Below are 26,258 nucleotides of genomic sequence, written 5' to 3' on the forward strand. Positions count from 1 at the left end.
GTCTTAGTATATCAAAGAAGGACTGATTTTGCTCTAGGAATCCTCTTTCGTTATTGAAAGGTTCACAAAAAAAGCAGGTTAAAAAAACCTATAAAAAAAGAGAAGCTCTTGCAAAAAGCAGTTGAAAAGATTATGATGGTGGGAGTTGCAAACGCGATTCTATAAAAGAAAGTAGGGAATTGAATGACAGAACCTGCCATTCGTTATCGTTTAATAAAAAAAGAAAAACATACAGGCGCCCGCCTTGGTGAATTGATTACTCCTCATGGAACTTTTCCAACGCCGATGTTTATGCCTGTGGGTACATTAGCTACCGTTAAAACTATGTCGCCGGAAGAACTAAAAGAAATGGGTGCAGGCGTGATTTTGAGTAATACCTACCATTTATGGCTTCGTCCTGGAGAAGATTTGGTCGAAGAAGCAGGTGGCTTGCATAAATTTATGAATTGGGACCAACCGATTTTAACTGATTCTGGTGGATTTCAAGTCTTCTCATTAAGTGATATGCGTAACATCGTTGAAGAAGGTGTGCATTTCAAAAACCACTTGAACGGCTCAAAAATGTTCTTGTCTCCTGAAAAAGCCATCAACATCCAAAATAAATTAGGTTCTGATATCATGATGAGTTTTGATGAATGTCCTCCATTTGATGAGAGTTATGATTATGTGAAAAAATCAGTTGAACGAACTTCTCGTTGGGCAGAACGTGGATTGAAAGCTCATGCGAATCCAGATCGTCAAGGATTATTTGGTATCATCCAAGGAGCTGGTTTTGAAGATTTACGTAAACAAAGTGCGAAAGACTTAATCAGTATGGATTTCCCTGGGTATTCCATCGGAGGTTTATCTGTCGGTGAACCAAAAGCTGAGATGAACCGTGTCTTAGAATTTACGACGCCATTGATCCCAGATCATAAACCACGTTATTTGATGGGGGTAGGTGCTGCGGATTCATTGATTGATGGCGTGATTCGTGGAGTCGATATGTTCGACTGTGTTCTACCGACCCGAATCGCTCGTAACGGAACATGTATGACATCGCAAGGCCGATTAGTTGTAAAAAATGCGCAATATGCCCGGGACTTCCGTCCAATCGATGAAAAATGTGATTGCTATACTTGTAAGAATTATACGAGAGCGTATATTCGTCACTTGATCAAATGCGATGAAACATTTGGTATCCGTTTAACGTCTTATCACAATCTATACTTCTTATTAAACTTGATGAAACAAGTACGACAAGCGATTATGGATGATAACTTATTAGAGTTTCGTGCAGCCTTTTTCGAAGAGTATGGGTTCAATAAAGAAAACGCAAAAAGTTTCTAGCAGGATTTGTGAAATTTAGTTAAAAAACTAGTTTCTAGCGCCTTTTTCTGCTAAAGTGTTTAGTGTAGATATTTAGTTAGTGAGGTGAAAAAAATGGGTTCATTACCAATGTTAGTGATGTTCGTTGCCCTATTAGGGATGTGGTTCTTTATGTCACGTACACAAAAGAAACAACAACAAGAACGTCAAAACTTGCTTGATAGTATGAAAGCTGGCGATGAAGTAGTCACGATCGGTGGACTTCATGGCGTAGTCTCAGAAATCGACGAGACAAATCGTACAGTTGTTTTAGACTGCGAAGGGATCTTTTTAGAATACGATCGAGCAGCCATCAAAACGGTAAAACCAGGTACAGGCGCGATGACAAGCACACCAATCGCACCAGTAGAAGAACCGACAGAACCAGAAGTAACTGAAACTGTTGAAGTTCCAGAAACACCTGAAGAGAAAAAAGAAGAAAAAGAATTGTAGACACCGGTTGTTTGCCACGAGTTGGCTAAATGTATACGGAGTTCGATCATTCTTTATCAAAAAGACTGTCGTCATTCCTATCTCGTATAGAGAAAAGAAGGCGATCAGTCTTTTTTTTTGTGACTTTGCTAAATAAATCACGTCTGCCATTATGGAACGGTTACTCGATAATCGCTCTTGTGGAACGGCCTGTTTCTAAAGAAAAATATAACTGTGAAAAAAATCACAAAAAAGTATTTACATCGAAAAAAAAGTGTTGTATGATGTGTATGTGAAATAATTAACAAATAACCATGACTCAGTAGGAGGAACATAATGGCTAAAATAATGGAAAAAGAAGAGACGAAAACTGTTGATGTACAAGCGATGATCGACGACTTGGCGACAAAAGCAAATGTTGCGTTGAAAGAAATGGAAAGTTTTGATCAAGAAAAAGTAGATCACATTGTGCATGAAATGGCAATGGCTGCATTAGATCAGCACATGCCTCTAGCAAAAATGGCTGTAGAAGAAACTGGCCGTGGCATCTATGAAGATAAAGCAATCAAAAATATGTATGCTTCAGAATATATTTGGAACAGTATCAAATATGACAAAACTGTCGGAGTAATCAATGAAGACACTCAAAAAGGATTGATTGAGATTGCTGAACCAGTCGGCGTCGTTTGTGGAGTAACACCAACAACAAACCCAACTTCAACAACGATCTTTAAATCAATGATCGCTTTGAAAACCAGAAACCCAATTGTTTTTGCTTTCCATCCAAGCGCTCAAAAGTGTTCCGCTGAGGCAGCAAGAGTCGTTCGTGATGCAGCCATCGCAGCAGGTGCGCCAGAAAACTGTATCCAATGGATCGAGCATCCATCGATCGATGCGACTTCAATGTTGATGAACCACCCAGGAATTGCGATCGTATTAGCAACTGGTGGTGCAGGCATGGTAAAATCCGCTTATTCAACTGGTAAACCAGCTTTAGGTGTTGGACCGGGTAACGTTCCTGCATATATCGAAAAAACAGCAAAAGTAAAACGTGCAGTGAATGACTTGATCGTATCAAAAACATTCGATAACGGAATGATTTGTGCTTCTGAACAAGCAGTCATCGTAGATAAAGAAATCTATGCAGCCGTAAAAGCAGAATTCCAAGCACACCAAGTTTACTTCGTTAAACCAGCAGAGCTTTCAAAATTAGAAGATGCTGTCATGAATGAAGGTAAATACGCTGTAAATCCTGCAATCGTGGGACATTCAGCAATGGATATCGCAAAATTAGCAGGGATCAATGTACCAGAAGGAACAAAATTATTAGTGGCAGAATTAGAAGGCGTAGGGCCTGATTATCCACTTTCACGTGAGAAACTTTCACCAGTTTTAGCAATGGTCAAATCAAACAGTACAGAACATGCTTTCGAATTATGTGAAGGAATGTTGAACCTTGGTGGATTAGGACATACAGCTGTCATCCATTCAGAAAACGAAGATTTGCATGTTCAATTCGGACTACGCATGAAAGCTTGTCGTATCTTAGTCAACACACCATCAGCAGAAGGCGGAATCGGAAATATCTACAACGAAATGATTCCATCATTGACACTAGGTTGTGGTTCATACGGAAAGAATTCTGTTTCAAGAAACGTATCAGCAGTCAACTTAATCAACGTCAAAACTGTAGCGAAACGGAGAAATAACATGCAATGGTTCAAATTACCACCAAAAATCTTCTTTGAAAAGAACTCTTTGCTTTACTTGGAAAAAATGGAAAACGTCGAACGTGTCATGATCGTTTGTGACCCAGGTATGGTCCAATTCGGCTACTGTGACACTGTAAGAGAAGTATTAGCACGTCGTAAAAATGATGTGAAAATCGAGATCTTCTCAGATGTTGAACCAAACCCTTCAACAAACACAGTTTACGCTGGTACAAAAATGATGGCGGACTTCAAACCAGATACAGTGATCGCTCTTGGGGGCGGATCAGCAATGGATGCGGCAAAAGGCATGTGGATGTTCTATGAACACCCAGATACTTCATTCTTTGGTGCAAAACAAAAATTCTTAGATATCCGTAAACGTACGTACAAGATCGACAAACCTGAAAAAACTCAGTTTGTATGTATCCCAACAACATCAGGAACAGGTTCAGAAGTGACACCATTTGCGGTAATCACAGATAGCGAAACACACGTGAAATATCCGTTAGCTGACTACGCATTAACACCAGACGTGGCGATCGTTGACCCACAATTTGTTATGTCAGTTCCCGCTTCAGTTACAGCTGATACAGGTATGGACGTCTTGACACATGCCATCGAATCTTATGTATCTGTGATGGCTTCTGATTACACTCGTGGTTTAAGTTTACAAGCAATCAAATTAGTCTTCGACTACTTGGAAAAATCAGTGAAAACACCAGATATGGAATCACGCGAAAAAATGCATAATGCGTCAACAATGGCTGGTATGGCCTTTGCGAATGCTTTCTTAGGAATTTGTCACTCAGTTGCGCATAAGATCGGTGGAGAATACGGTATCCCTCATGGACGTACAAATGCGATCCTATTACCGCATATCATCCGCTACAATGCGAAAGATCCACAAAAACATGCGATGTTCCCTAAATATGACTACTTCCGTGCGGATACAGACTACGCAGATATCGCGAAGTTCTTAGGTTTGAAAGGGAAAACAACAGCAGAGCTTGTAGAAGCATTAGCAACAGCTGTTAGCGACTTAGGAAAATCTGTTGGTATCGACATGAGCTTGAGAGCGCAAGGCGTGACGCAAGAAACATTAGACACAACAGTTGATCGCATGGCTGAATTAGCGTATGAAGATCAATGTACAACAGCCAATCCAAAAGAACCATTGATCAGTGAATTGAAACAAATCATTATCGACGCATATAATGCGTAATTCATAACTAAAAGTTGTCCCAACAACGAATCAAGCATGAGAGAATCTTCTCACTTGGTTCGTTGTTTTTTTGTTTTTCGTATAATTTCTATCCATTGACATACTAGAAGAATTTCCAGAAACAATTTTTTATAGACCCTCAGCGAGTTGCTGGAAGATAAAATATCGTAGCTTTTTTTTCTGATATCTAAAAAAAGAAGTGTTAGATAACTCGAATAATAGGCATTTTGATGAATATGCTATGCTACTATTTTTCTATAAAAAGGAGATGAGATCTTGAAGAAATATATTGTTACTTTGTTGATTGCATGTGTCGTTTCTCTTGGACTATCCTTTCTTTTGGAACGAGAAATCTTACGTAACATTGGCATTGGCTTACTTTTGATCGGAATTGCACTTTCTGGCACAGCAGTTTCAGGGGATCGCATGCGAGCGAATCAGGAAAATAGCGAGTTGGGTTTTCGTAAGAACTACTTTTGGTTTCCTTTACTTGCATGTTTGCCATTTTTTATGGTGTATACATTTTTATAAACGGTTGATTTTGAAGCCATGACGAGCGGTAGGCGTCGTGGTTTTTCTTTTGATAGGGCTCTTTTTTACAGAAAACCCATTAATAATCTCGTTATGTCAATTTTAGATAGTTTTTGTTCAAATGATGCTATTTATTGAGAAAGCGTTTACTGATATATTAACAGCATAGAATGAAAGCGTTTAAAAAGGAGAGGGAAAATTGATTATTAAAGAGGAACTATTTGTACAGAAAGAAGTTGTAGAAGGAACGATTGACCGATTAGTGGAGAATTTGACGACGATCAACGATGATTCAGGTGAATTTTTATTGGATTTTGATGGGTTAAAGGTGGATGACAAAAGTTGGTCTGTTTGGAATTGGCCACAAGGTGTAGGGCTATACGGTATCTATAAAAATTATCAGTTGACTAAAAATCCTCGTGCGGCGGAAGTGGTGAAGGAATGGTTTGAAGCACGGATGCAAGAAGGCGCACCGCCAAAAAACGTCAACACGATGGCACCAATCCTCACGATGGCGTATTTATATGAGGAGACGGGTGATACACGCTACTTGCCTTACTTGAAGCAATGGGCGGAATGGGTCATGAATGATATGCCTCGGACAGAGGAAGACGGATTACAGCACGCTACATATGGACCGGAAAATAAGAATCAATTGTGGGATGACACCTTGATGATGACGGTTTTGCCATTAGCCAAAATCGGTAAGCTCCTAGATCGTCCAGAATACCTAGAGGAAGCCAGATACCAATTTATGATCCACATCAAATATTTGATGGATAAACGTACAGGTCTTTGGTACCACGGGTGGACCTTTGAAGGTAATCATAATTATGCGGAAGCATTTTGGGGACGAGGAAATTGTTGGTTGACGATTGCGATTCCTGAAATCATTGCGATTCTGGAACTGAAAGAAGGAGATGCTTTCCGTAAATTATTAATAGAAACGCTAGAAGCCCAAGTGCAAACCTTAGCAAAATATCAATCAGAAAGTGGCTTATGGCATACCTTGATCGATGATCCAACCTCATACTTAGAATCATCTGCGACAGCAGGTTTTGCTTACGGTATTTTAAAAGCAGTGCATGAGCGCTACTTGCCAAAGAAATATTTAGAAACCGCCTATCGTGCGATCCAAGGGTTGCTTGAGCAAGTAGATGAAACTGGCGAAGTTCAAAATGTTTCGGTAGGTACAGGGATGGGCGATGATTTAGAGTTTTACCGTACGATTGGCAAGACAGCGATGCCTTATGGTCAATCGTTACTTGTATTATGTCTGACAGAATTACTTGTGTCATATTGTTGAAAGAAAGGAGAAAAAAATGAAAAAAACACTTGCTTTTGCTTTGGTTCTATTAGGAATTATCGGTTTGAGTGGATGTGGTAGTCAATCAAGTGTCGGTGTTGTTGCAAATGCAGAGGGAGAAGCGACGATCACTTTACGGTTTGCTTATGCTAGTAATAGTCAGCCAGTCATTGATGCAATGAATAAATTCGGAGAGTTAGTAGAAGAAAAAACAGCTGGCTCAGTCAAAGTAAAATATTTTCCTGATGGTCAATTGGGGGGAGAACGTGAATTGATCGAACTGACTCAATCAGGTGCGATTGATTTTACGAAAGTCAGTGCTTCTGCGTTAGAAAGTTTCTCTAAAGTCTATTCGATTTTTTCAGTTCCTTACTTGTTCAATGATGAGCAACATTTCTTCAATGTCATGGAGAACGAAGAGATCATGCAACCCATTTATCAATCAACGACAGATTTAGGTTTTTCTGGTCTCACCTATTATGATTCAGGGCAACGTAGTTTTTATATGGTCGATGGCCCGATCCACACGCCGGATGATCTAAAAGGGAAAAAAATTCGCGTGATGCAAAGTGAAACGGCCATTAGAATGGTGGAACTACTAGGTGGATCACCTGTGCCGATGGGCAGTGACGAAGTATATACTTCGCTACAGTCAAACTTGATCAACGGATCAGAGAACAATGAATTTGTTTTGTATACAGCCGGGCATGGTGGTGTAGCCAAGTATTATTCCTATGATGAGCATACACGAGTACCAGATATCATCATCATGAACGATGCGATCAAGGAACATTTGACTGCTGAGCAACAACAAGCAATCGAAGAAGCGGCGAAAGAATCAACGATTTTTGAAATCGAAGCATTCGCTCAAGCAATCGAAGAAGAAAAAAGAGTGGCAACGGAAGAATATGGCGTCCAGTTCAATGAAGTGGACAATACGCCATTTCGTGAAGCAGTCGCACCGTTGCATGACGAATTCAAAAATCATCCAGATTTTCAAACGCTTTACCGAATGATCCAAGAAGAAGGGGTGTAATCGATGAAAAAAGGAATCAGTCGGCTGTTAGAATTTCTAGGAGCATGTCTGTTGATCGGTATGATCATCATTGTCTTGTGGCAAGTATTCTCGCGAACGATTTTGGGTAATCCAAATACTGTAACAGAAGAATTAGTGCGTTTTGGGTTAGTCTGGTTTGCGATGCTATCTTCCGCTTATGTAGTGGGTCAAAAAGGGCACTTAGCAGTTACACTGTTAAGTGAGAAACTGACTGGTAAGAAAGCGAATGTATTGGAGATCGTCGTTCAGTGTCTTTTTCTGGCTTTTGCAATCACGATCATGGTTTATGGTGGTTGGAATGCTGTGACATTGACGATGGGGCAAATTTCCCCTTCATTAGGGATTCCGATGGGCTATGTCTATTTATCGGTGCCGGTCTCAGGTGTTTTGATCATTATCTACAGTTTGATCAATTTGATTGAAGCAATGAATAGGAAGTCTGTCGTTCAGGAAAAGGGATAGGAGGAATTTGATGGCTTTAGAAGCAGGTGCAATTTTATTTTTTGTTTTTGTCTTTTTATTGATTGTTGGAATGCCCATTGCAATCAGTATCGCTTTTTCATCGATGCTCACGTTGTTATTAGTGATTCCTTTTGATGTCGCAGCGTTTAGTTCTGCGCAAAAAATGGTCGGGAGTATCAATAGTTTCTCATTGATTGCCATTCCGTTTTTCGTTTTTTCGGGAATCATCATGAACCACGGTGGGATTGCCAAGAAATTAGTTGATTTTGCCATGTTGTTTGTTGGTCGGATCCCAGGTTCTTTAGCCCATACAAATGTATTAGGAAATGCGTTGTTCGGCTCGATCTCTAGTTCGGCGATTGCTGCTTCGACAGCGATTGGAGGCGTGCTGATCCCGCAACAAGTCGAAGAAGGGTACGATCGTAAATTTGCGACAGCAGTCAATATTGCTTCGGCACCTACAGGGATGGTGATCCCACCAAGTACAGCATTTATCATGTATTCTTTAGTTGCCGGAGGCGCTTCGATCTCAGCTCTATTTATGGGTGGCTATTTAGTGGGAGCTTTGTGGTCGTTAGGAATCATGCTCGTTGCATTTGTAGTGGCGAAGAAAAATAAATATCCAACAGTGCCAAAAGGCCAAGGGAAGCAAGTTGGAAAAGTGCTAAAAGAAGCAATCCCAAGTTTAGCTTTGATCGTTATTATCATTGGCGGTATTTTGACAGGGTTCTTTACGGCTATTGAAGCGTCAGCGATTGCGGTATTGTATTCTTTACTGATCTCCATGTTCTACTACAAGACAGTGAAACTACAAGATATACCAAAGATGTTGGTACAATCCGTGGCGATGTCGGGAACGATCATGTTTTTATTAGCGACGTCTTCCATGATGTCATTCGCTATGGCATTTACTGGGATACCTCAAGCAATCAGCAGTCTGATCATTGGAGTCACTGATAATCGCTTCATTATTTTATTATTGATCAATATCATTTTGTTGCTTGTTGGAATGTTCATGGATGTCGCGCCAGCGATTTTGATTTTTACGCCGATTTTCTTGCCGATCGCGACAAGTGTTGGTGTCGATCCAGTCCACTATGGCTTATTTTCGATCATGAATCTTTGTGTCGGTTCCATTACCCCGCCAGTAGGTACCGGACTATATGTAGGAGCGAGTGTTGGTGGAGTTAAAGCAGAAGCGATGTTGAAGCCACTGTTACCATTTTACGGTGTCATATTAACAGTTTTATTGTTGATTACGTATTTCCCCCAAATCGTGATGTGGTTACCGGATCTATTAGGATAAAGGAGAAGGCATGATGAACTTAAACTTAGTTGCCAGAGGTCATGACTTGAGCCACGTACAAACCGTGGATGATTTAGCAAAAAAAGCGCGTCAACAAAACATTTCTACGCTACAATTAGCATTAAGCCGCTCGTTTCCTACACTTGCAGCAGATGGACAAGCCATCAATGCTGGAATGGGGCAATATATGAAAAATATCCTCGCAAAAGAAGGCATAAGTGTCGGTATTTTAAGCTGTTATATCAACATGATCCACCCTGATCTATCTGTTCGTGAAACGGTGCTTCGTCAATTTGAACGATATCTCCAATATGCTGCAAGCTTCGGGGCGACGATGGTCGCAACCGAGACGGGGAGCGTGAGTGAAGCGGGTTATACAGAGGAGAACTTTTCAGATGAAGCCTTCTTACAGATCGTTGAAGCCATTCACCGATTAGTACGAGCTGGAGAAAAGCATCGAATGATGGTGGGCATCGAACCAGGCTTGAATCATCCGTTGTATTCATTGGATCGTGTGGCAGAGTTAGTTGCTAAGATCGATTCGGACTATCTAGGCATCCTTTTAGACCCAACCAATCTGATCACTGCAAAAAACTATCATCAACAAGTAAGTTTAGTCGAAGAAGCCTTTGAACGGTTTGGAGAAAAAATTTGCGGATTGCATCTGAAAGATTATATTGTTTCCGACAAAGAAGAGATCATCCCGGTAGATCTAGGGACAGGCATGATCGATTATGAAGCCATCGTAAACATCGCACAGAAACATCGTCCCTATCTTTATATCGTCTTAGAAGAAACAAAGGATGATGCACTAAAACAAGGTGTAATCATGTTGGAACAAGCCACAGGATAAGAAAATAATAGAATATATGATTGTTCAATAGTGATCAATCGGGAAAAGGGGGATAGAGATGGAAAAGAAACCGATCAATGGAAAACAAGTGAATACGATGATTTCGGATCAGTATGAGATTTATCATGTAAAAGATATCGTTAGCCAAAACAAAACGGTTTATCATCATCATGATTTCTATGAGATCCATGCTACTTTGGAAGGGGAAGCCATTTTTTATTTAGATGGTCGTCAGTTTACGATCCAATCAGGAAATGTCTTATTGATCCATTCAAGAGATCTGCATCGGATCGTTCGTCAGTCAACTGACGTATTCGAGCGTGTCTACATGTTTATCACCCCTGCATTCCTAGAGAGTCGTTCCACCAAGTGGTCCAATCTATCCGCCTGTTTTTGGCCGATCGGTGAACGCCGCAGCCGGATATTACATATTGAACCGCAAATATTAAAAGAAAAACTTTCTTTTATCGACCAAACGTTGGATCGAAAAGATTATGGTGCAGATATTCGTTATGAACAAGCGCTAGTTGAATATTTGATTTTTCTCAACCGTATGGTACAGATCGAAGAACATATTTCGGAAGAAAATTTCACTGTACCAAATGAACGGTTAGAAAAAATGCTTCAATTTGTCGCAAAGAATTTGAGTGAACCGCTCTCCCTCAAACAAATGGAAAAAGAATTCTTCATCAGTAAATATCATGTGACTCGCGAATTCAAAAAACATACTGGTTTTACCTTTCATCAATACGTGATGAAGAAAAAACTACTTTATTCAAAACAACTATTAAGAGAGTACGGCAGCTCAAGTTCCGTTTATAGTAAATGTGGTTTCGCTTCTTATCCTCACTATTTACGCGCATTCAAAACCGAATTTGGCGTAACTCCCAAAGAATTTTTGAAAAAAGATCTGGCAGGAGAGTTTGTTCATTATACGCATTATGAAGAAGAAAACAAAGATCCCTTTTAAATTATTGTTCTTTCCGATATAATTTCCTATATAGAAATAGGAGAGTGGAATATGGAAAATAAAAAACCTTACGGAACTGTTTTAATTAAAGCATCACATATTTTAGATTATCTAGCAGAGCATCCAGATGCTTCATTACAAGAAATTGCAAAAGGTATCGACATGACGTCATCTACTGCATTAAAAATTTTAGATACGTTATCCATGATTGGTTATGTAAATAAAAATCAAGAAAAAAATTATCGTTTAGGTGGGAAACTGGTCCGATATGCAAACAAAAATATCGATCAAATCGATCTAGTTGAACGTACCTTGCCATTTTTGGAAAAACTACAACAAACAATTGATGAAACCATTCATCTAGGTATTTTAGACAACAACGAGATTCTCTATGTCAATAAGTTGGACCCTAAAAATCAAACGATCCGTATGTCTTCAAAAATCGGTATCACGAGACCTTTATATAGTTCAGCAATGGGGAAAGCCGTCTTGGCACATTTTACGGAAGAGCAATATCAACAGTATATCGAACAATGTCCTCTGGTCCCCTTCACTGAATATACGATTACCAATTCTTTAAAACTAAAAAAAGAGATCCAGCAAGTTAAACAAACAAAAATCGCCTTCGATGATGAAGAAGTCGAAAAAGACATTTTTTGCATCGGTACCTCTTTAGTTCATGAGAACCAGGTGGTTGGAGCGTTTAGTGTCAGTATGCCGAAATACCGATTAAGTGAAGAAAGCAAGGCTCAAATCATTCAAACGATCCTGCAAACGAAAGAAGAAATCGAAAAAACTTTTGAAAAAAGCTAAAAAGCGTTTGCATTTTTTTATTCCTGCCGTATAATGAAGATGTAAATTTCTTTATTGTAAACTATAATTTCCAAATAAGAAATGGGTGGGAAGATGAAAAAAATGGATATCTTATCTCGTTTGAAACAAGCGGGAGTTATTGCAGTCGTACGAGGAGCAACAAATGAAGAAGCACTGAATGCTTGTCACGCGATTATCAAAGGCGGACTAACTGGCATTGAGTTGACTTTCACCGTGCCACAAGCAGATCGAGTAATTAAAGAACTAGTAGAAACCTACAAAGACCAACAGGATGTGGTGATCGGTGCAGGGACAGTGTTGGATGCTATTACTGCGCGTTTAGCGATTTTAGCAGGTGCTGAGTATATCGTCAGCCCCTGTTTTGATCAGGAAACCGCAGAACTATGCAATTTATACCAAATCCCTTATTTACCAGGATGTATGACGATCGATGAAATCAAAACAGCGCTCAAAAGTGGCGTAGACATCGTCAAACTATTTCCTGGAAGTGCTTTCGGACCAAGTATCATTTCTGCATTCAAAGCACCGATGCCTTATGTCAATATCATGCCTACTGGTGGGGTCAGTCTAGAAAATATGCAAGACTGGTTTGATGCAGGTGTGATCACTGTTGGTGTAGGTGGGAACTTGTTGGCTCCAGCAGCTCATGGCGATTTTGAGGAAGTGACAAAAGTCGCACAACAATATGCGGCAAAAATGAAAGAAATCACGAGGTAACCGCTGATGGGAAGAGTCGTGACACTCGGAGAAATCATGCTACGCTTGTCGACAGAACAGGGACAACGGTTACAAAACAGTGATCATTTTTGCGCGCATTATGGCGGTGGGGAAGCGAATGTCGCGATCTCATTAGCAAATTATGGACATACGGTTTCGTTCATGTCAAAAGTCCCAGAACATTCACTGGGTCTGGCAGTCGAAAAACACTTACGAAGCTATGGGGTAGATACTAGCCTACTGCTGAAAGGCGGCCCTCGGCTTGGCACATATTATATGGAAACAGGGATCGGTGAACGTGCGGCTTCAGTCATTTATGATCGTGCTGGTTCCAGTTTCGCGGTGATGGATCGCTTGGAATGGTCACTAGAGGATTGTTTTAAGGGAGTCGATCTATTCCATGTTTCAGGAATCACACCGGCATTATCAGAAAATTGGCGATGGCTGACAAAAGAACTTATGGAAGCAGCCAAACAAGCAGGCTGTCAAATCAGTTTTGATATCAATTATCGAGGCAAGCTGTGGACACAACAAGAAGCGGGTGAAGTGTTAGAACAATTATTACCGCTCGTGGATATTTGTTCAGCGGGTGAGATGGATGCGCTTTATTTGTTAGGGATAGCAAAAGCACCTGAAACGACAGTAAACCCACTTTTTTATTATTACGAAAAAATGCAAGAAAGATTTCCCAACATCCAAACGTTTTACTCAACCAAACGTACGGTGCATTCAGCGAGTGAAAATGATCTACAAGGTACCTTGTGGATGAAGGATAGCTATTTCGAATCGCCGCTTCATCAAGTCACTTCGATCGTTGATCGTGTGGGTGGAGGAGATGCGTTTGCTGGGGGATTGCTTCATGGAATTTTAGAAGAGATGCAACCACAAGAAATTATTGATTTTGCGACAGCAGCCTCTGCGTTGAAACACACGATTCATGGAGATTGCAACCAATTCAATCAAGCAGAAGTTGCTAGTTTTATCACTAGCGGTTCTGGAAAAATCATTCGATAAAGGAGAGTCTATCAACATGCAAGAAATGGAAACACGTTATACACATAGCCCAGAGGATATCCGTCATTATTCAACAGAACAATTGAGAAATGAATTTTTGGTAGAGAAAGTATTTGTTCCAGGGAAAATCAGTCTTACTTATACGCACAATGATCGTATGATCTTCGGCGGTGTAACACCAACAACTCATCCATTAGAAATCAAACTAGATAAAGAACTAGGTGTTACTTATTTCCTAGAACGTCGCGAGCTTGGTGTGATCAACATCGGCGGACCTGGATTCATTGAAATCAACGGTGAAAAAGAAGAAATGAAGAAACAAGATGGGTATTACATCGGTAAAGAAACAGAGCATGTAGTTTTCTCCTCGGTAGATCCAGAAAACCCTGCAAAATTTTACATCAGTTCTGTGCCAGCACATCACAAATATCCAAATGTAAAAATCAGCATCGATCAAGTGAAACCCATGGAAACAGGCGAAGGTGTCACATTGAATGAACGTAAAATCTACCAATATATCCATCCAAACGTATGTGAAAGTTGTCAATTACAAATGGGTTACACCATTTTAGAACCGGGTAGTTCATGGAACACGATGCCTTGTCATACACATGAACGTCGCATGGAAGCTTATGTTTACTTTGATTATGCAAATGAAGACACACGTGTGTTCCATATGATGGGTAAACCAGATGAAACTAAACATTTAGTCGTAGATAATGAACAAGCCGTGATTTCACCAAGCTGGTCGATCCACTCAGGTGTTGGCACAAGCAATTATTCGTTTATCTGGGCAATGTGTGGTGAAAATATCACCTATACAGATATGGATATGGTATCAATGGATCAATTGAAATAGGAAAGGAAGATAAAAATGTCATTCAATATGGATATGTTTCGCTTAGACAATAAAGTCGCTTTAATCACCGGTGCGGTATACGGAATCGGTTTTGAGATCGCTCGCTCATTAGCAGAAGCTGGAGCAACGATCGTCTTCAATAATTTAACTCAGGAATCAGTAGATGAAGGAATTGCCAACTACAAAGAAATCGGCATTGAAGCAAAAGGCTATGTTTGTGATGTGACGGATGAGTCAGCAGTACAAGCAATGGTCAAACAAATCAAAGCAGAAGTTGGTCCAATCGATATTTTGGTCAACAATGCAGGTATCATCAAACGTACACCAATGATCGAAATGGATGCGGCGGATTTCCGTCAAGTCATCGACGTAGACTTGAACGCACCATTTATCATGTCGAAAGCAGTCATCCCAGATATGATTGAAAAAGGTGGCGGGAAAATCATCAATATTTGTTCAATGATGAGTGAACTTGGCCGTGAGACAGTAAGTGCCTATGCTGCTGCTAAAGGCGGATTAAAAATGTTGACGAAAAACATTGCTTCAGAATATGGTCAGTACAACATTCAATGTAATGGGATCGGACCTGGCTATATCGCGACGCCGCAAACAGCGCCATTAAGAGAAACACAAGAAAACGGGGAGCGTCATCCATTTGATCAATTTATCGTTGGCCGTACACCAGCCGCTCGTTGGGGTGATCCAATCGACTTAGCTGGACCATCTGTCTTCTTAGCATCAAGTGCGTCTGATTTTGTTAACGGACATATCTTGTATGTAGATGGCGGTATCTTAGCTTATATCGGAAAACAACCATAATAAACAAAGAATGACGAGTGCATCGTATGCACTCGTCATTTTTATTTGCGTCGGCCATATTTTGATAATGGGATGTCTCTGGCTTCGCACCATTCTTTGACCGGGCCAGAAAAAATCAAGGATTGTTTGGTTAAATCATTTGTTTTTGTTGCACCGACCATAGCATAGAGCATTCGTAGTTCTTCTTGCCACTGTGCCATAAGAGCAATCGTCTCATCGATCCCGTGTGTCATGTAGTGCGTCAAGATCGTTCCGGAAATCCCTACAGCGTTCGCACCAAGACACAATGCTTTAAAGATATCATAAGCATTTCGTATGCCACCCGAAGCAATGATTTCGGCGGCTGTATTCGCTTCGTTCGCTTCAAGTAAGGAGGACACAGTAGACTGGCCCCAATCGGTCAAATAAGCTAATTCACGCTTTTTACGACGAGCATTTTCGATTTGTGTGAAGCTTGTTCCGCTACGTCCGCTGACATCAATCGTTCCGATGCCTAACTCTGCTAATTCAATGATGGTTTCTCTGGTCATCCCAAAGCCCACTTCTTTTACGATTACTGGCACATCAAGGGTTTGTTGGATTTCTGCAATCAGTTCTTTCCATTGCGAAAAATCGCGATCCCCTTCAGGCATGACTAATTCTTGTGGTGCATTTAAATGGATCTGTAATGCATCCGCTTGGAAGAGTTGTACAGCTTCTTGGGCACGTGCGACAGAAGTACCAGCACCGACATTCGCTAAAATCTTCCCTTCAGGATAGACCTCCCGCATCACCGTGTAAGAATCTGCTAAAGAAGGATCTTTCAAGGCGGCGCTGACAGAACCGGTAGCAATCATCAACCCAGCACGTTTAGCAATCTGTGCAAGATCATGATTGATCTTTTTTGTTTTTTCGCTACCGCCAGTCATGGCATTGATATAGAAAGGGCTAGAAAGAGTAAAACCTGCAACTTCTGTCTTCAAAGATACTTCAGCAACCTTGCTTTGTGGAAGTGGACGATGAACAAGTCGAACGAAGTCGAATTCATTTATCTGTTTGTTGTGAAATGCTTTTGCTAATGATACATGTTCATCTTTTCGATTCATAACTTGTCCTCTTTCTGTTGATGGTAGACATGTAATGGAAGTGGGGTGATCTCAGCTTCTTCCCAAGCACTCATCAATGGAAGGATGCCTGATTTTTGGTCCACGATCACGATGCCACAATCCCCACCGCCAGCGCCAGAAGATTTTGCCGCACCTTCAAACTGTTCAGCTAGACAACATAATTTATTTAATGCCGGCGTTTCAATCAATACGCCAGTGATGGCAGACAGGTCACGCAATAATTCACGGTTTTTACGAATCATTTCTTGGATCAGAGCAACATCATTTTCTTTGAATCCTTGGATCATCGTGTTGACGCAAAGCGTACTATCTTCGAGAAATTGTTGATACGCCGCCATTTTATCTTCGCGAGAGCGATGCACTTGGTCCACTAAGTCGGAAGTAGAGGCAGGACTGCCAGTCCAACCAATCAATAAACGGAGATCTTCCGGAGTGTGTAAGGATTCAATGGATAAACCAGGCCAATCGAGCGCTAATAATTCACTGATCGATTTATTTGTTTCCTGTTCTTTGAGCCATTGGTGGTCAAAAGTGGAAAAGGCGATCCAACCACCATAACAGCTAGCCGCAATATCACCACAAGAACCATTGTCTTGGACAGCTAGATTAGCTAAGGCTGCAATTTTAAAAATCTCAAGCTGAGATAAATTCAGTGCGTAAAATTGGTTCAATGCTCGAACAGTCGCTACCGCAACTGCACCACTAGAACCAAGTCCATACTTCCTACCGTTTGAGCTATCCAATTCACTTGTTACCTTCAAATCATAAAATGAAAGAAGAATGTTTTTTTCCTGTGCATATTTCTCAGTTAAACGTATAGCAGCAAGGATATAATGGAACGGATTTTCACGGATATCCAAAACGAGTTCGCCTTTTCGTCTTGTCCAGCGCACAGGCATCTCACTGTATTGTGCAGATTGGATACTTCCTACTTTGCGAGCAGCTTCCACTGTTACTGTGACGAATTGATCGACTGCCACGATGATTGCCGGATGCCCCGTTTCGACAACTGCGTATTCTCCAGCGATATAAAGTTTTCCAGGTGCAGATACTTCAACCATAACAATCTCCCTTTATTCAATAATCGTGATTCCTTGCCCCGCATGAGCAAGTATCACTTGTTGACGGCTAAATAATTCAATGAATTTTGCTTGAACAGCCGTTTGATTTTTCTTTTCAACTAACACTTTGACATTGGGCCCCGCATCCATCGTGAAATAGCAAGGAATGCCTGAAGCACGTAGTTCACGAACTGCTTGCATCGCCTTTAGGCTATCTGGAGACCAATAGGTGAAGGGTGGATTAGCAGCTAACGTGGTGCCGTGCATTTTTAACCCGTTTCGCTCCATGACTTCGCCCACTGTTTGGAACGACTTTTCAGCGATTGCTTGTTTCAGCTCCATTAGATCTGTTTCGACTGAATCAAGCCACCCTTGATAAAAATGCGAAGTCTCCACTGTTCGACGCATCCCATCACGACTGGATACATCTTTTTGTTGGTCATTGATCAATACAAATACCATGGCGAGCTCTTCTTCAAATCCATTAGAAGGGATTTGTTGCGCGTAAGAGGTTTGGTCATCATGGCCTTTTTCCCATTCCACGAAGCCTCCAAAAATACTGCGACAAGCAGAGCCAGAACCCCGACGAGCGAGTCTAGAGAGGGCTTGCTCATCAAGATCTAGCCCTAAGGCTTCATTACAGGCACCAGCCAATGCAGCTAGGCCGCTTGCAGAAGAAGCTAGACCTGCGGCTGTTGGAACAAAGTTGTGACTGATCACTTTAGCGCGCTTGTTTGTATTCGCTTGTGCGCGTACAAGATCAAGGAAGCGACTGATTTTTTTTGTTGCTGCTTCTGTTTGTAATTCATGATCTAAATAGAACAGATCGTCTGTGAACGTATCTGAAAAAATCACTTCGGTTTCTGTATAGAAGGCATCGAGAGTGAGAGATAAACTGTTGTTCATCGGAAGAATCAATTCTTCGTTTTTCTTGCCCCAATATTTGATCAAGGCGATATTTGTATAAGCACGGGCTTTACCACTAAGCATAGGTATGTACTCCTAATCCTTGAATCCAAGTTTCAGCTGCGCCTGCTTGTATTAGTGCGTGGCTGATTTCTTGAGCTTCTGTTTTTGTTTGTGCTAAAGCAATCATACATCCACCACGTCCGCCACCGGTCAATTTTGCACCTAAAGCGCCAGCAGCACGTGCGGTAGCGATCAGAGTGTCTAAAAAGTCATTACTGATCGTTAAACTTTTTAGAATGTGCTGGGCATCATTCATTGCTTCAGCTAGCTTTTCTGGTGAGTTGTCGACAATTGCTTTTTTAGCTTGTTTCGTCAAGTATCCTAGTTGTTGGATTTTTTGTCCAGTTTTCTGCGCATCTTTTTCAAAAAGGTGAGCCACATCTTTTACAGCTGCACGTGTTTGACCTTTGATTCCCGTATCAGCAACGATCAAAAAAGCATCGATATTCAACGCAAAATAATCAAAAGGATGTCCTTTTGTAAAATAAATCGGTTCGTATCCACTTGTTGCGGCAGCATCGATTCCACTGGGATTTCCATGAGCGATTTTTTCAGAAACTTGCACATGTGCCAATAGTTGTTCTCGTGATAACGGCAACTCATAGGCGGAATAAAAAGCCCTTGTGATCGCAGTGGCTACAGCTGCACTGGAACCCATCCCGCGTTCTGCAGGGACGGTACTTTCAATCGTCAAACGCAATGTGTCTTGCACATGATAGTGGCTTTTCAGTCCAGCAATCAGCTGTTTGATATTGTTCAACGCATGTGGTGCGTCATTTAAATTTCCTATATAGTAGGAAGAAATAAGTTGATCTTTATTGAATGATGGGAGTGCTTCAAGTGTAGCCGTTACTTTTGTTGCATAAAACGGAAAGGCAATGGCAGGCTCGCCGTAAACGACAGCATGCTCACCCATTAAAATCAGTTTTCCACTCGATTCCCCTTGGCCATGAATTGCCATAATACAACTCCTTCTTTTCCTCTAAGAGTAGCTTTTTAACAAAAAATAAAGCGCCTATTACTATGTGCGCAATGTTTGTCCAAAAAAACAGTCCTTCTTTATTTTACTAAAACCAGTCAAGAAGTAAAATAAAGAATACGATTTCTCGACAAAAAACGTGATTTTCTTAATAAAATTTTGATTTTTCATAGGAAAGAATCTTGTCGATTTCGTTTGACACCACAAGATATTGGGGTTATATTTAGAAACATGAGAAAAAAACACTGTATTTAGTGGGAGAAGTGAGTTGGAGGGAAATGAGTGTGATTGTTTTAGCAGGAACGATAGGAGCAGGAAAATCAAGCTTAACAAAAATGATTGCTGACCATTTTAAGAGTCAGGCGTTTTACGAATCAATCGATGACAACGAAGTATTGCCTTTGTTTTATGCAAACCCTGAACAATATGCGTTTTTATTGCAAATTTATTTTTTGAATAAGCGATTTGCAAGTATCAAGCAAGCGATGCAAGAGGATAACAATGTGTTAGACCGTTCGATCTATGAGGATTCATTATTGTTTCATTTAAATGCAGATCTTGGTCGAGCGACAGCAACAGAAGTCCAAGTCTACGATGAATTATTGGCAAACATGATGGAAGAATTGCCCTATGCGGCATCGAAAAAACATCCCGATCTATTGGTTCATATTCGTGTATCTTTTTCAACCATGTTAGAACGGATCGAAAAAAGAGGTCGGTCATACGAGCAACTTTCTTTTGACCCTAGTCTCTATGAGTATTATCAAGAGTTGAATCGCCGTTATGATGAATGGTATGAAGCTTACGATGAAAGTCCTAAGATTCAAATTGATGGTGATCGTTTGAACTTTGTGGAAGATGAAACAGCAAAAGTGCAAGTGTTACAAATGATCGAAGAAAAACTAACAGATATCCGTGAAGAATTAAGTGTCTAAAACTGTTCTGACGTTAGCGAAACTTTTATTTGCTCAAATAAAGAAATCACAAAAAAGGCAACCACGAATGAGTGATTGCCTTTTTTTTATTTAAATCGTTGTTTAGTCGAACAAAGGGTAGTGAGTTGATTTATTTAGGGTAGAATAATGAGTGAGCAATTCCTGGTGCCCAGTTTGTATCACCGTAGTTCAAGTGAGACTGCCAAGTAATATAAGTCACACCATTGTGGACAACTTCTTCACCGGCTGTATAAGAAACAGGTGAGAAGAAGCTTCCTACTGTCCATTGACGTCCAGTAACGACTTCACCGCCGCCGTTTCCGCCATCGCCACCATTTTCGTCACCGCCGCCATTTTCATCGCGATCAGTTGTGATTGTTAATGTGTTACTTGCATCTGAAACATCGCCTTCATTGCTGATTGCGCGTACTACAAATGAGTATTGTGTCTCAGCTTTTAAGCCTTCTACTTCAAAAACAGTTTCAGTTGTTGAACCAATGACTTGGCCATCACGCAAGATTTCGTATTCTTTGATTCCTTTTGAGTGAGTAGAAGCTCCCCACATCAATGAAACGCTAGAACTTGTCTGACCCATTGAGTGTAAGTGGCTAGGTGCAGTTGGTTTTTCTTCTGTAGTTTCAGATAAAGTTGTAACAGATAAAGCTGTTCTTTCAGAAACTAGCCCTGTTTGTCCAACTGCTTCGATTTCATATTTATATGTAGTTTCTGCAGTTAGGTTTTGATCGCTGAAATCTGGTGAAGCTGTGTTTCCTAATAATTGACCATCACGGTAAACGTTGAATGATGAAGCATTTGCTTGTCCATCCCAAGTCAATTGAGTTGTTGAAGAAGTTACGTTAGTAGTACGAACGTTACGTGGTGCTGTTGGTGCTACTGGAATTGCTGAATCACCTTTCAAGTTCACATCGATTACTTGGTAGAATGCCATTCGTGTATCGTCGATATCCCAAACTGCTAGAACAACATGGTAACCAAGACGGTCATTAGGGATGTTCACTGAGTGTGATGGATTTGTTGAAGCTTGAGCCCCACCATGGTTGATCGTTGTTAACAATTCAAAATCGCTACGATCTAACTGATCATTTGGATTCCAATCAGCTTTTGTGATGTAGTAATGCCATTTAGTTGTGCTGTGTGATTGTGTATAGCGCCAAGTGAATGTATTAGGACCTGTGTTCAAGTCTTGTTTTGTCCACATAGTCGAAGTTTGACGGTCTAAGTTGAAGTTGTTTCCAACTGCACCGCTTGCAGAAGCAATCTGTCCGTCAGCAGGACCAGCTGCTGGGTAGCCTTTCAATGCTTCTAATGATTGTGGTTCATAAATCACTGGACCGTATTTTGCTAATGCTGCATTATGGTTCACATTACGGTCTAAGTGACCTTGGTATGAACGACTGATCGGTGACTGCACATAACCGTGAGCTGAAGCGTCTTGTCCTCCAATAGATAAACCTACTCCTAATAAAACGCTAGAGCATAGAACTGTTGCTAAAATTTGTTTTTTCATGTTTCCCTCCATAGATAAAATGATATTTTAGATAACAAATAAGGTCGATGAGTATGACTCTTTCGATGTGTCTCGTTGTTATCTGTATTTAATATTATCAGAGAATTGCACTATTGAATAATCTGTTTATACCGAACATTAGGTAAAATTGGGTCTTGACTTCAGATGACGGTGTTTTTATTCAAAACATGAATAAATATTGATTTAAAGGCATTTTTGTTGTCTTTTTTATTTGTTATCAGTTATTTATTTTGCATAATGAATAACAACGGGAAAACAAAAAGATAAAATTTCATTCTAATTGAGAAAGCTTGTATTGGCGTTTGCAGTTATTTTTTAACGTTTACTTATTTTTAAAATATATCTTTTTATTGGCTGTTTTATTCCTTTTTTATGGATTTGATCATCGATTTTTTGGTCTGAGATTGTGATAGGAGTGTTCGGTCTTATTATCGAAAAAAGTCAATTTAGAATATCATTTATTCGGATTCAAGAGTTTCGAGAGGACTAAATACCACCTCACAAGCAATTCTATATATTTTACCTAATTATAGAAGGAACTGGATGCGAAGAGAGGGAGAATGTTTTTTGCAATCTGTGATAATGGATAAGCGCTTTGAAAAAAACAGCGCCTGTAATATTCGTCTCGAATGTTACAGGTGCTGGCTTATTTTTGAGGCAAAGAAAGTTGTTCTAGCCTCATTCTTATAGGGTTTTGTTTACGTGGAATGTTTTCTATATTATCGTTTTAATTACGTTGATAAGGTTTATTTTATTTAGGATAGAATAAAGCATGAGCAATTCCTGGCGCCCAGTTTGTATCACCATAGTTCAAGTGAGATTGCCAAGTAATATATGTCACACCGTTGTGAACAACTTCTTCACCTGCTGTATAAGAAACCGGTGCGAATAAGCTTCCTACTTTCCATTGACGTCCTGGAGTGACTTCACCACCACCGTCGCCGCCATTGTCATCGCGATCTGTCGTAATAGATAACGCATTGCTTGCATCAGATAGTTCATCCGTATTGCTGACTGCGCGAACCACGAATGAGTAGGCAGTGTTTGCAGCTAATCCAGACACTTCGTATTCTGTTTCTTTTGTTGAACCAATCAATTGATTGTTACGGTAGATGTTGTATTGTTTGATTCCTTTTGAATGAGTAGAAGCGCCCCACATCAATGAAACACTTGAACTTGTTTGACCCATTGAGTGTAAGTGAGTCGGTGTAGTTGGTTTTTCTTGTGTATTTTCTGTTGCAGTTTTTACTGTCAAAGCTGTTTTAGCAGAGACTAAGCCAGTTTGTCCAACTGCTTCGATTTCATAGTTATAAGAAGTATCCGCAGTTAAGTTTGTATCATTGAAATCTGGCGATGATGTATTTCCGATCAACGCGCCATCACGATAAACATTATAAGATGCAGTGTTCGCTTGACTATTCCAAGCTAATTGGACAGTTGAAGAAGTTACATTCGTCGCACGCACGTTTTGTGGTGCTGTTGGTGCTACTGGGATCGCTGAATCACCTTTCAAGTTGACATCGACTACTTGATAGAAGGCACCGCCTGTATCATGAATGTCCCATACAGCTAAAACAACATGATAACCGATACGGTCGTTTGGAATGTTAACTGTGTGGTTACGATTATTTGCAGAAGCAGTTCCATCATGTTGGATTTCTGTAATCAACTCTAAATCGCTACGTTTCAGTGGTGCATTCGGGTTCCAACCTACTTTAGTAATGTAATAATGCCATTTAGTGGTACGATGAGATTGTGTATAGCGCCATCTGAATGTATTCACGCCTGTATCTAAGTTTTGTCTTGTCCACATTGTTTCTGTTTGATTATCTAGCAAGAAGCTTCCGCCAACCGCTCCGTTTGCAGAAGCAATACGACCGTCGACAGGACCTCTTTCTGGGAATCCCTTCCCAGCTTCTAATGATTGTGGTTCATAAATGACAGGACCATATTTTGCTGCTGCAGCGGATAAATTAACATTACGATCTAAGTGTCCTTGATACGCACGACTGATCGGTGATTCGACATAACCGTGAGCAGAAGCGTCTTGTTCCCCAATCGCTAAGCTTGCTCCAAATAAAATCCCCGAGCATAAAACTGTTCCCAAAATTTGTTTTTTCATTTTTCCCTCCATATGTAAATAAGATTTAGATAACATATATTGAACGATGAGTTTCGTAATTATCATTTTTTTGTGTTATCTGAAATTAAGATTATCAAAAAAAATAAGTAGTTACGAATCAGTTTATACCGATGTGTAGGTAAAAAAATAATAGGAGCATAAATAATACGATTTGTTATAATGTTGATTTTTAAGGGTTTTAGTACCTTTTTTGAAAACGTAAATAAATTTTTGATAAAAGGATACTTTTTAGGGGAGTAAGAAATGAATGATTTGTTCAGGCTTTGTTGTAGTTATCTTAAAATAAAAGAAATGGAATTATATAAAACGTAGATGGAGTAGTAGCAGAAGGAATTCATATTCGATTGGTGATATGCGGAACAACAGTCCATTTAGAATGCGTACAAGATGGGGAAGTGCTACGATCAAATAGAAAAAAGTGAAGAAATGATTGACAAAAAGAAATAGATTTGGTATGATAATTAAGTTGAGAAATAAAAGCAGAAGCACCCGCTTCTCGCCTTAGTTGATTCAGTCACTGGGCTAGATAGTTTTCATCTATATGTAGTATAGATGGAGTACGTGCGGGTTCTATCAAAAGAACTCGTTTTTTTTATTGCCGTTCATTCGGTAAGCTTTTCTTTCTCTCATAATATTTGGAGGTGAATGACCATAGCAAAGGATATGATGGTTAACGACGGCATTCGTGCACGTGAATTACGATTGATCGGTTCAGATGGTGAGCAATTAGGAGTTAAGTCAAAAGCAGAAGCATTGCAAATTGCAGAACAATCAAACTTGGATCTTGTGTTAGTTGCTCCAGGTGCGAAACCACCAGTAGCGCGAATCATGGACTACGGAAAATACCGTTTCGAGCAACAAAAGAAAGACCGCGAAGCGCGTAAAAAACAAAAAGTGATCAATGTAAAAGAAGTTCGTTTAAGTCCAACAATTGATTTGAATGACTTCAATACAAAACTTCGTAATGCACGTAAGTTCTTAGAGAAAGGCGATAAAGTGAAAGCTTCTATCCGTTTCAAAGGCCGTGCCATTACCCACAAAGAAATTGGTCAAAAAGTCTTGGATCGCTTAGCTGAAGAAACTGCTGATATTGCAACAGTGGAACAAAAAGCGAAAATGGACGGACGCAGCATGTTCTTGACGCTGGCACCGAAAAACGACAGTAAGTAATTTGAATGACTAACTGATTGTTGGACAGTCAATAGTCGGATAACGAAAGATTTTGAGGAGGAAATATAGTCATGCCAAAACAAAAAACACACCGCGGATCAGCAAAACGTTTCAAACGTACTGGTAAAGGCGGATTGAAACGCTTCCGTGCGTTTACAAGTCACCGTTTCCACGGCAAAACTAAAAAACAACGCCGTCAATTACGTAAAGCGCGCATGGTTTCTAGTGGCGATTTCAAACGTATTCGTCAACAACTAGCAAAAATGAAATAAGAACGTAAAATAACTGAAATTTAAAGATTTATTTTTATTAGGAGGAATTATACATGGCACGTGTAAAAGGTGGAACAGTAACTCGTAAACGTCGCAAAAAAATGCTGAAATTAGCAAAAGGTTACTACGGTTCAAAACACACTTTATTTAAAACAGCAAAAGAACAAGTAATGAATTCATACAACTACGCATATCGCGATCGTCGTCAAAAGAAACGCGACTTCCGCAAATTGTGGATCGCTCGTATCAACGCAGCGGCTCGTATGAATGGCTTAAGCTACTCAAAATTGATGCACGGTTTGAAATTAGCTGAAATCGACATCAACCGCAAAATGTTAGCTGACTTGGCTGTCCATGATGCAGCAGCATTTACTGCATTAGCTGACCAAGCAAAAGACGCTTTAGCTAAATAATTTAACAGCGTAAACCGACTTTCTATCAAATGAAGTTGGTAAATAGAAATGTTAGAATGTTTGGAATAGACAGAAGATGATTATTTTCTGTCTGTTCTTTTTTTTATAGCGAAAAATATTTTTCCGTGTTGAGCCATATAGGATAATGCTTAGTAAGTTTGAATTGTAGAAATAAATGCGGTTTCATGATAAAAATTGATAGGAACATTCGTTCTTTTTT

At 40.1% G+C, this 26,258-nt stretch carries 25 protein-coding genes and 1 other annotated feature; of the genes, 19 read left to right on the plus strand and 6 right to left on the minus strand.

Annotation, left to right across the window (positions count from 1 at the left end; all coding sequences use genetic code 11):
• The first annotated feature begins 183 nt into the window (after positions 1–183).
• The 15 genes from tgt (at position 184) to IGI79_RS01175 (ending at position 15,441) form a co-directional block, all read left to right on the plus strand.
• Positions 184–1,329, plus strand: coding sequence for a tRNA guanosine(34) transglycosylase Tgt (tgt, locus tag IGI79_RS01105; protein ID WP_010736591.1), 1,146 nt, complete (start codon positions 184–186; stop codon positions 1,327–1,329).
• A 93-nt stretch (positions 1,330–1,422) separates the two neighbouring features.
• Positions 1,423–1,800 carry a preprotein translocase subunit YajC gene (gene yajC, locus IGI79_RS01110; protein ID WP_206854351.1) on the plus strand — a complete coding sequence of 126 codons (378 nt, stop codon included), beginning with the start codon at positions 1,423–1,425 and terminating at the stop codon, positions 1,798–1,800.
• Between the two features lie 315 nt (positions 1,801–2,115).
• A complete protein-coding gene (adhE, locus tag IGI79_RS01115; protein ID WP_438845616.1) occupies positions 2,116–4,713 on the plus strand; it encodes a bifunctional acetaldehyde-CoA/alcohol dehydrogenase in 2,598 nt (865 codons plus the stop codon).
• A gap of 276 nt (positions 4,714–4,989) precedes the next feature.
• Positions 4,990–5,244 (plus strand): hypothetical protein, encoded by a 255-nt coding sequence (locus tag IGI79_RS01120; protein ID WP_010736588.1) that lies wholly within the window; start codon positions 4,990–4,992, stop codon positions 5,242–5,244.
• A gap of 199 nt (positions 5,245–5,443) precedes the next feature.
• Positions 5,444–6,550 carry a beta-galactosidase BglB gene (bglB, locus tag IGI79_RS01125; RefSeq protein ID WP_065096907.1) on the plus strand — a complete coding sequence of 369 codons (1,107 nt, stop codon included), beginning with the start codon at positions 5,444–5,446 and terminating at the stop codon, positions 6,548–6,550.
• Positions 6,551–6,566: 16 nt separating this feature from the next.
• Positions 6,567–7,586, plus strand: coding sequence for a TRAP transporter substrate-binding protein (dctP, locus tag IGI79_RS01130; RefSeq protein ID WP_065096908.1), 1,020 nt, complete (start codon positions 6,567–6,569; stop codon positions 7,584–7,586).
• Positions 7,587–7,589: 3 nt separating this feature from the next.
• A complete protein-coding gene (locus IGI79_RS01135) occupies positions 7,590–8,069 on the plus strand; it encodes a TRAP transporter small permease (RefSeq protein WP_010736585.1) in 480 nt (159 codons plus the stop codon).
• Positions 8,070–8,079: 10 nt separating this feature from the next.
• Positions 8,080–9,375 (plus strand): TRAP transporter large permease, encoded by a 1,296-nt coding sequence (locus IGI79_RS01140; protein WP_438845617.1) that lies wholly within the window; start codon positions 8,080–8,082, stop codon positions 9,373–9,375.
• Positions 9,376–9,388: 13 nt separating this feature from the next.
• Positions 9,389–10,228: a sugar phosphate isomerase/epimerase family protein gene (locus tag IGI79_RS01145; protein ID WP_019722416.1), complete on the plus strand. Its 840-nt coding sequence runs from the start codon at positions 9,389–9,391 to the stop codon at positions 10,226–10,228.
• Between the two features lie 58 nt (positions 10,229–10,286).
• Entirely contained in the window at positions 10,287–11,198 is a 912-nt protein-coding gene (locus IGI79_RS01150) for an AraC family transcriptional regulator (RefSeq protein WP_195274149.1), read from the plus strand.
• 51 nt (positions 11,199–11,249) lie between these two features.
• On the plus strand, positions 11,250–12,011 hold the full coding sequence (locus tag IGI79_RS01155; protein ID WP_010736580.1) for an IclR family transcriptional regulator: 762 nt from the start codon (positions 11,250–11,252) through the stop codon (positions 12,009–12,011).
• A gap of 93 nt (positions 12,012–12,104) precedes the next feature.
• Positions 12,105–12,749, plus strand: coding sequence for a bifunctional 4-hydroxy-2-oxoglutarate aldolase/2-dehydro-3-deoxy-phosphogluconate aldolase (locus IGI79_RS01160; protein ID WP_066026116.1), 645 nt, complete (start codon positions 12,105–12,107; stop codon positions 12,747–12,749).
• Positions 12,750–12,755: 6 nt separating this feature from the next.
• Positions 12,756–13,763, plus strand: coding sequence for a sugar kinase (locus IGI79_RS01165; RefSeq protein ID WP_065096914.1), 1,008 nt, complete (start codon positions 12,756–12,758; stop codon positions 13,761–13,763).
• A 16-nt stretch (positions 13,764–13,779) separates the two neighbouring features.
• Positions 13,780–14,622 (plus strand): 5-dehydro-4-deoxy-D-glucuronate isomerase, encoded by an 843-nt coding sequence (gene kduI, locus IGI79_RS01170; protein ID WP_019722412.1) that lies wholly within the window; start codon positions 13,780–13,782, stop codon positions 14,620–14,622.
• A gap of 15 nt (positions 14,623–14,637) precedes the next feature.
• The gene (locus IGI79_RS01175) at positions 14,638–15,441 is read left to right on the plus strand and encodes a gluconate 5-dehydrogenase (RefSeq protein WP_195274152.1); all 804 of its coding nucleotides are present in this window, start codon (positions 14,638–14,640) and stop codon (positions 15,439–15,441) included.
• A 41-nt stretch (positions 15,442–15,482) separates the two neighbouring features.
• On the opposite strand, the gene fni is transcribed toward IGI79_RS01175, so the two are convergent.
• From fni to mvk, 4 genes are read right to left on the minus strand one after another with little or no spacing between them, the layout of a single operon-like run.
• Positions 15,483–16,526, minus strand: a complete 1,044-nt coding sequence (fni, locus tag IGI79_RS01180; RefSeq protein WP_438845618.1) for a type 2 isopentenyl-diphosphate Delta-isomerase — start codon at positions 16,524–16,526, stop codon at positions 15,483–15,485.
• On the minus strand, positions 16,523–17,608 hold the full coding sequence (locus IGI79_RS01185) for a phosphomevalonate kinase (RefSeq protein ID WP_065096918.1): 1,086 nt from the start codon (positions 17,606–17,608) through the stop codon (positions 16,523–16,525). The genes fni and IGI79_RS01185 overlap by 4 nt, the downstream gene beginning before the upstream one ends.
• A 12-nt stretch (positions 17,609–17,620) precedes the next feature.
• Positions 17,621–18,598, minus strand: a complete 978-nt coding sequence (gene mvaD, locus IGI79_RS01190; RefSeq protein WP_065096919.1) for a diphosphomevalonate decarboxylase — start codon at positions 18,596–18,598, stop codon at positions 17,621–17,623.
• On the minus strand, positions 18,591–19,538 hold the full coding sequence (gene mvk / locus IGI79_RS01195; RefSeq protein WP_438845619.1) for a mevalonate kinase: 948 nt from the start codon (positions 19,536–19,538) through the stop codon (positions 18,591–18,593). Before mvk ends, mvaD begins: the two co-directional genes overlap by 8 nt.
• A gap of 296 nt (positions 19,539–19,834) precedes the next feature.
• Here mvk and IGI79_RS01200 point away from each other — a divergent pair, with 296 nt between their 5' ends.
• Positions 19,835–20,491: a deoxynucleoside kinase gene (locus IGI79_RS01200; RefSeq protein ID WP_195273792.1), complete on the plus strand. Its 657-nt coding sequence runs from the start codon at positions 19,835–19,837 to the stop codon at positions 20,489–20,491.
• 130 nt (positions 20,492–20,621) lie between these two features.
• Here the strand turns inward: IGI79_RS01200 and IGI79_RS01205 are convergent, their stop codons facing one another.
• Both IGI79_RS01205 and IGI79_RS01210 read right to left on the minus strand, forming a co-directional pair.
• The gene (locus tag IGI79_RS01205; RefSeq protein WP_375148307.1) at positions 20,622–22,019 is read right to left on the minus strand and encodes a lytic polysaccharide monooxygenase; all 1,398 of its coding nucleotides are present in this window, start codon (positions 22,017–22,019) and stop codon (positions 20,622–20,624) included.
• A gap of 772 nt (positions 22,020–22,791) precedes the next feature.
• On the minus strand, positions 22,792–24,162 hold the full coding sequence (locus IGI79_RS01210; RefSeq protein WP_438845620.1) for a lytic polysaccharide monooxygenase: 1,371 nt from the start codon (positions 24,160–24,162) through the stop codon (positions 22,792–22,794).
• Positions 24,163–24,654: 492 nt separating this feature from the next.
• Positions 24,655–24,784, plus strand: a sequence feature (ribosomal protein L20 leader region).
• 44 nt (positions 24,785–24,828) lie between these two features.
• Here IGI79_RS01210 and infC point away from each other — a divergent pair.
• The 3 genes from infC to rplT all read left to right on the plus strand — a co-directional run bounded on the left by infC (position 24,829) and on the right by rplT (position 26,038).
• Complete coding sequence (infC, locus tag IGI79_RS01215) at positions 24,829–25,353, plus strand: translation initiation factor IF-3 (RefSeq protein WP_010736567.1); 525 nt, start codon at positions 24,829–24,831, stop codon at positions 25,351–25,353.
• 71 nt (positions 25,354–25,424) lie between these two features.
• A complete protein-coding gene (rpmI, locus tag IGI79_RS01220) occupies positions 25,425–25,625 on the plus strand; it encodes a 50S ribosomal protein L35 (RefSeq protein ID WP_010736566.1) in 201 nt (66 codons plus the stop codon).
• A gap of 53 nt (positions 25,626–25,678) precedes the next feature.
• Positions 25,679–26,038, plus strand: coding sequence for a 50S ribosomal protein L20 (gene rplT, locus IGI79_RS01225; protein ID WP_019723984.1), 360 nt, complete (start codon positions 25,679–25,681; stop codon positions 26,036–26,038).
• The last annotated feature ends 220 nt before the right edge of the window (positions 26,039–26,258 follow it).

Source organism: Enterococcus sp. AZ084 (assembly GCF_051714905.1).
Classification (GTDB): Bacteria; Bacillota; Bacilli; order Lactobacillales; family Enterococcaceae; genus Enterococcus_B; species Enterococcus_B pernyi.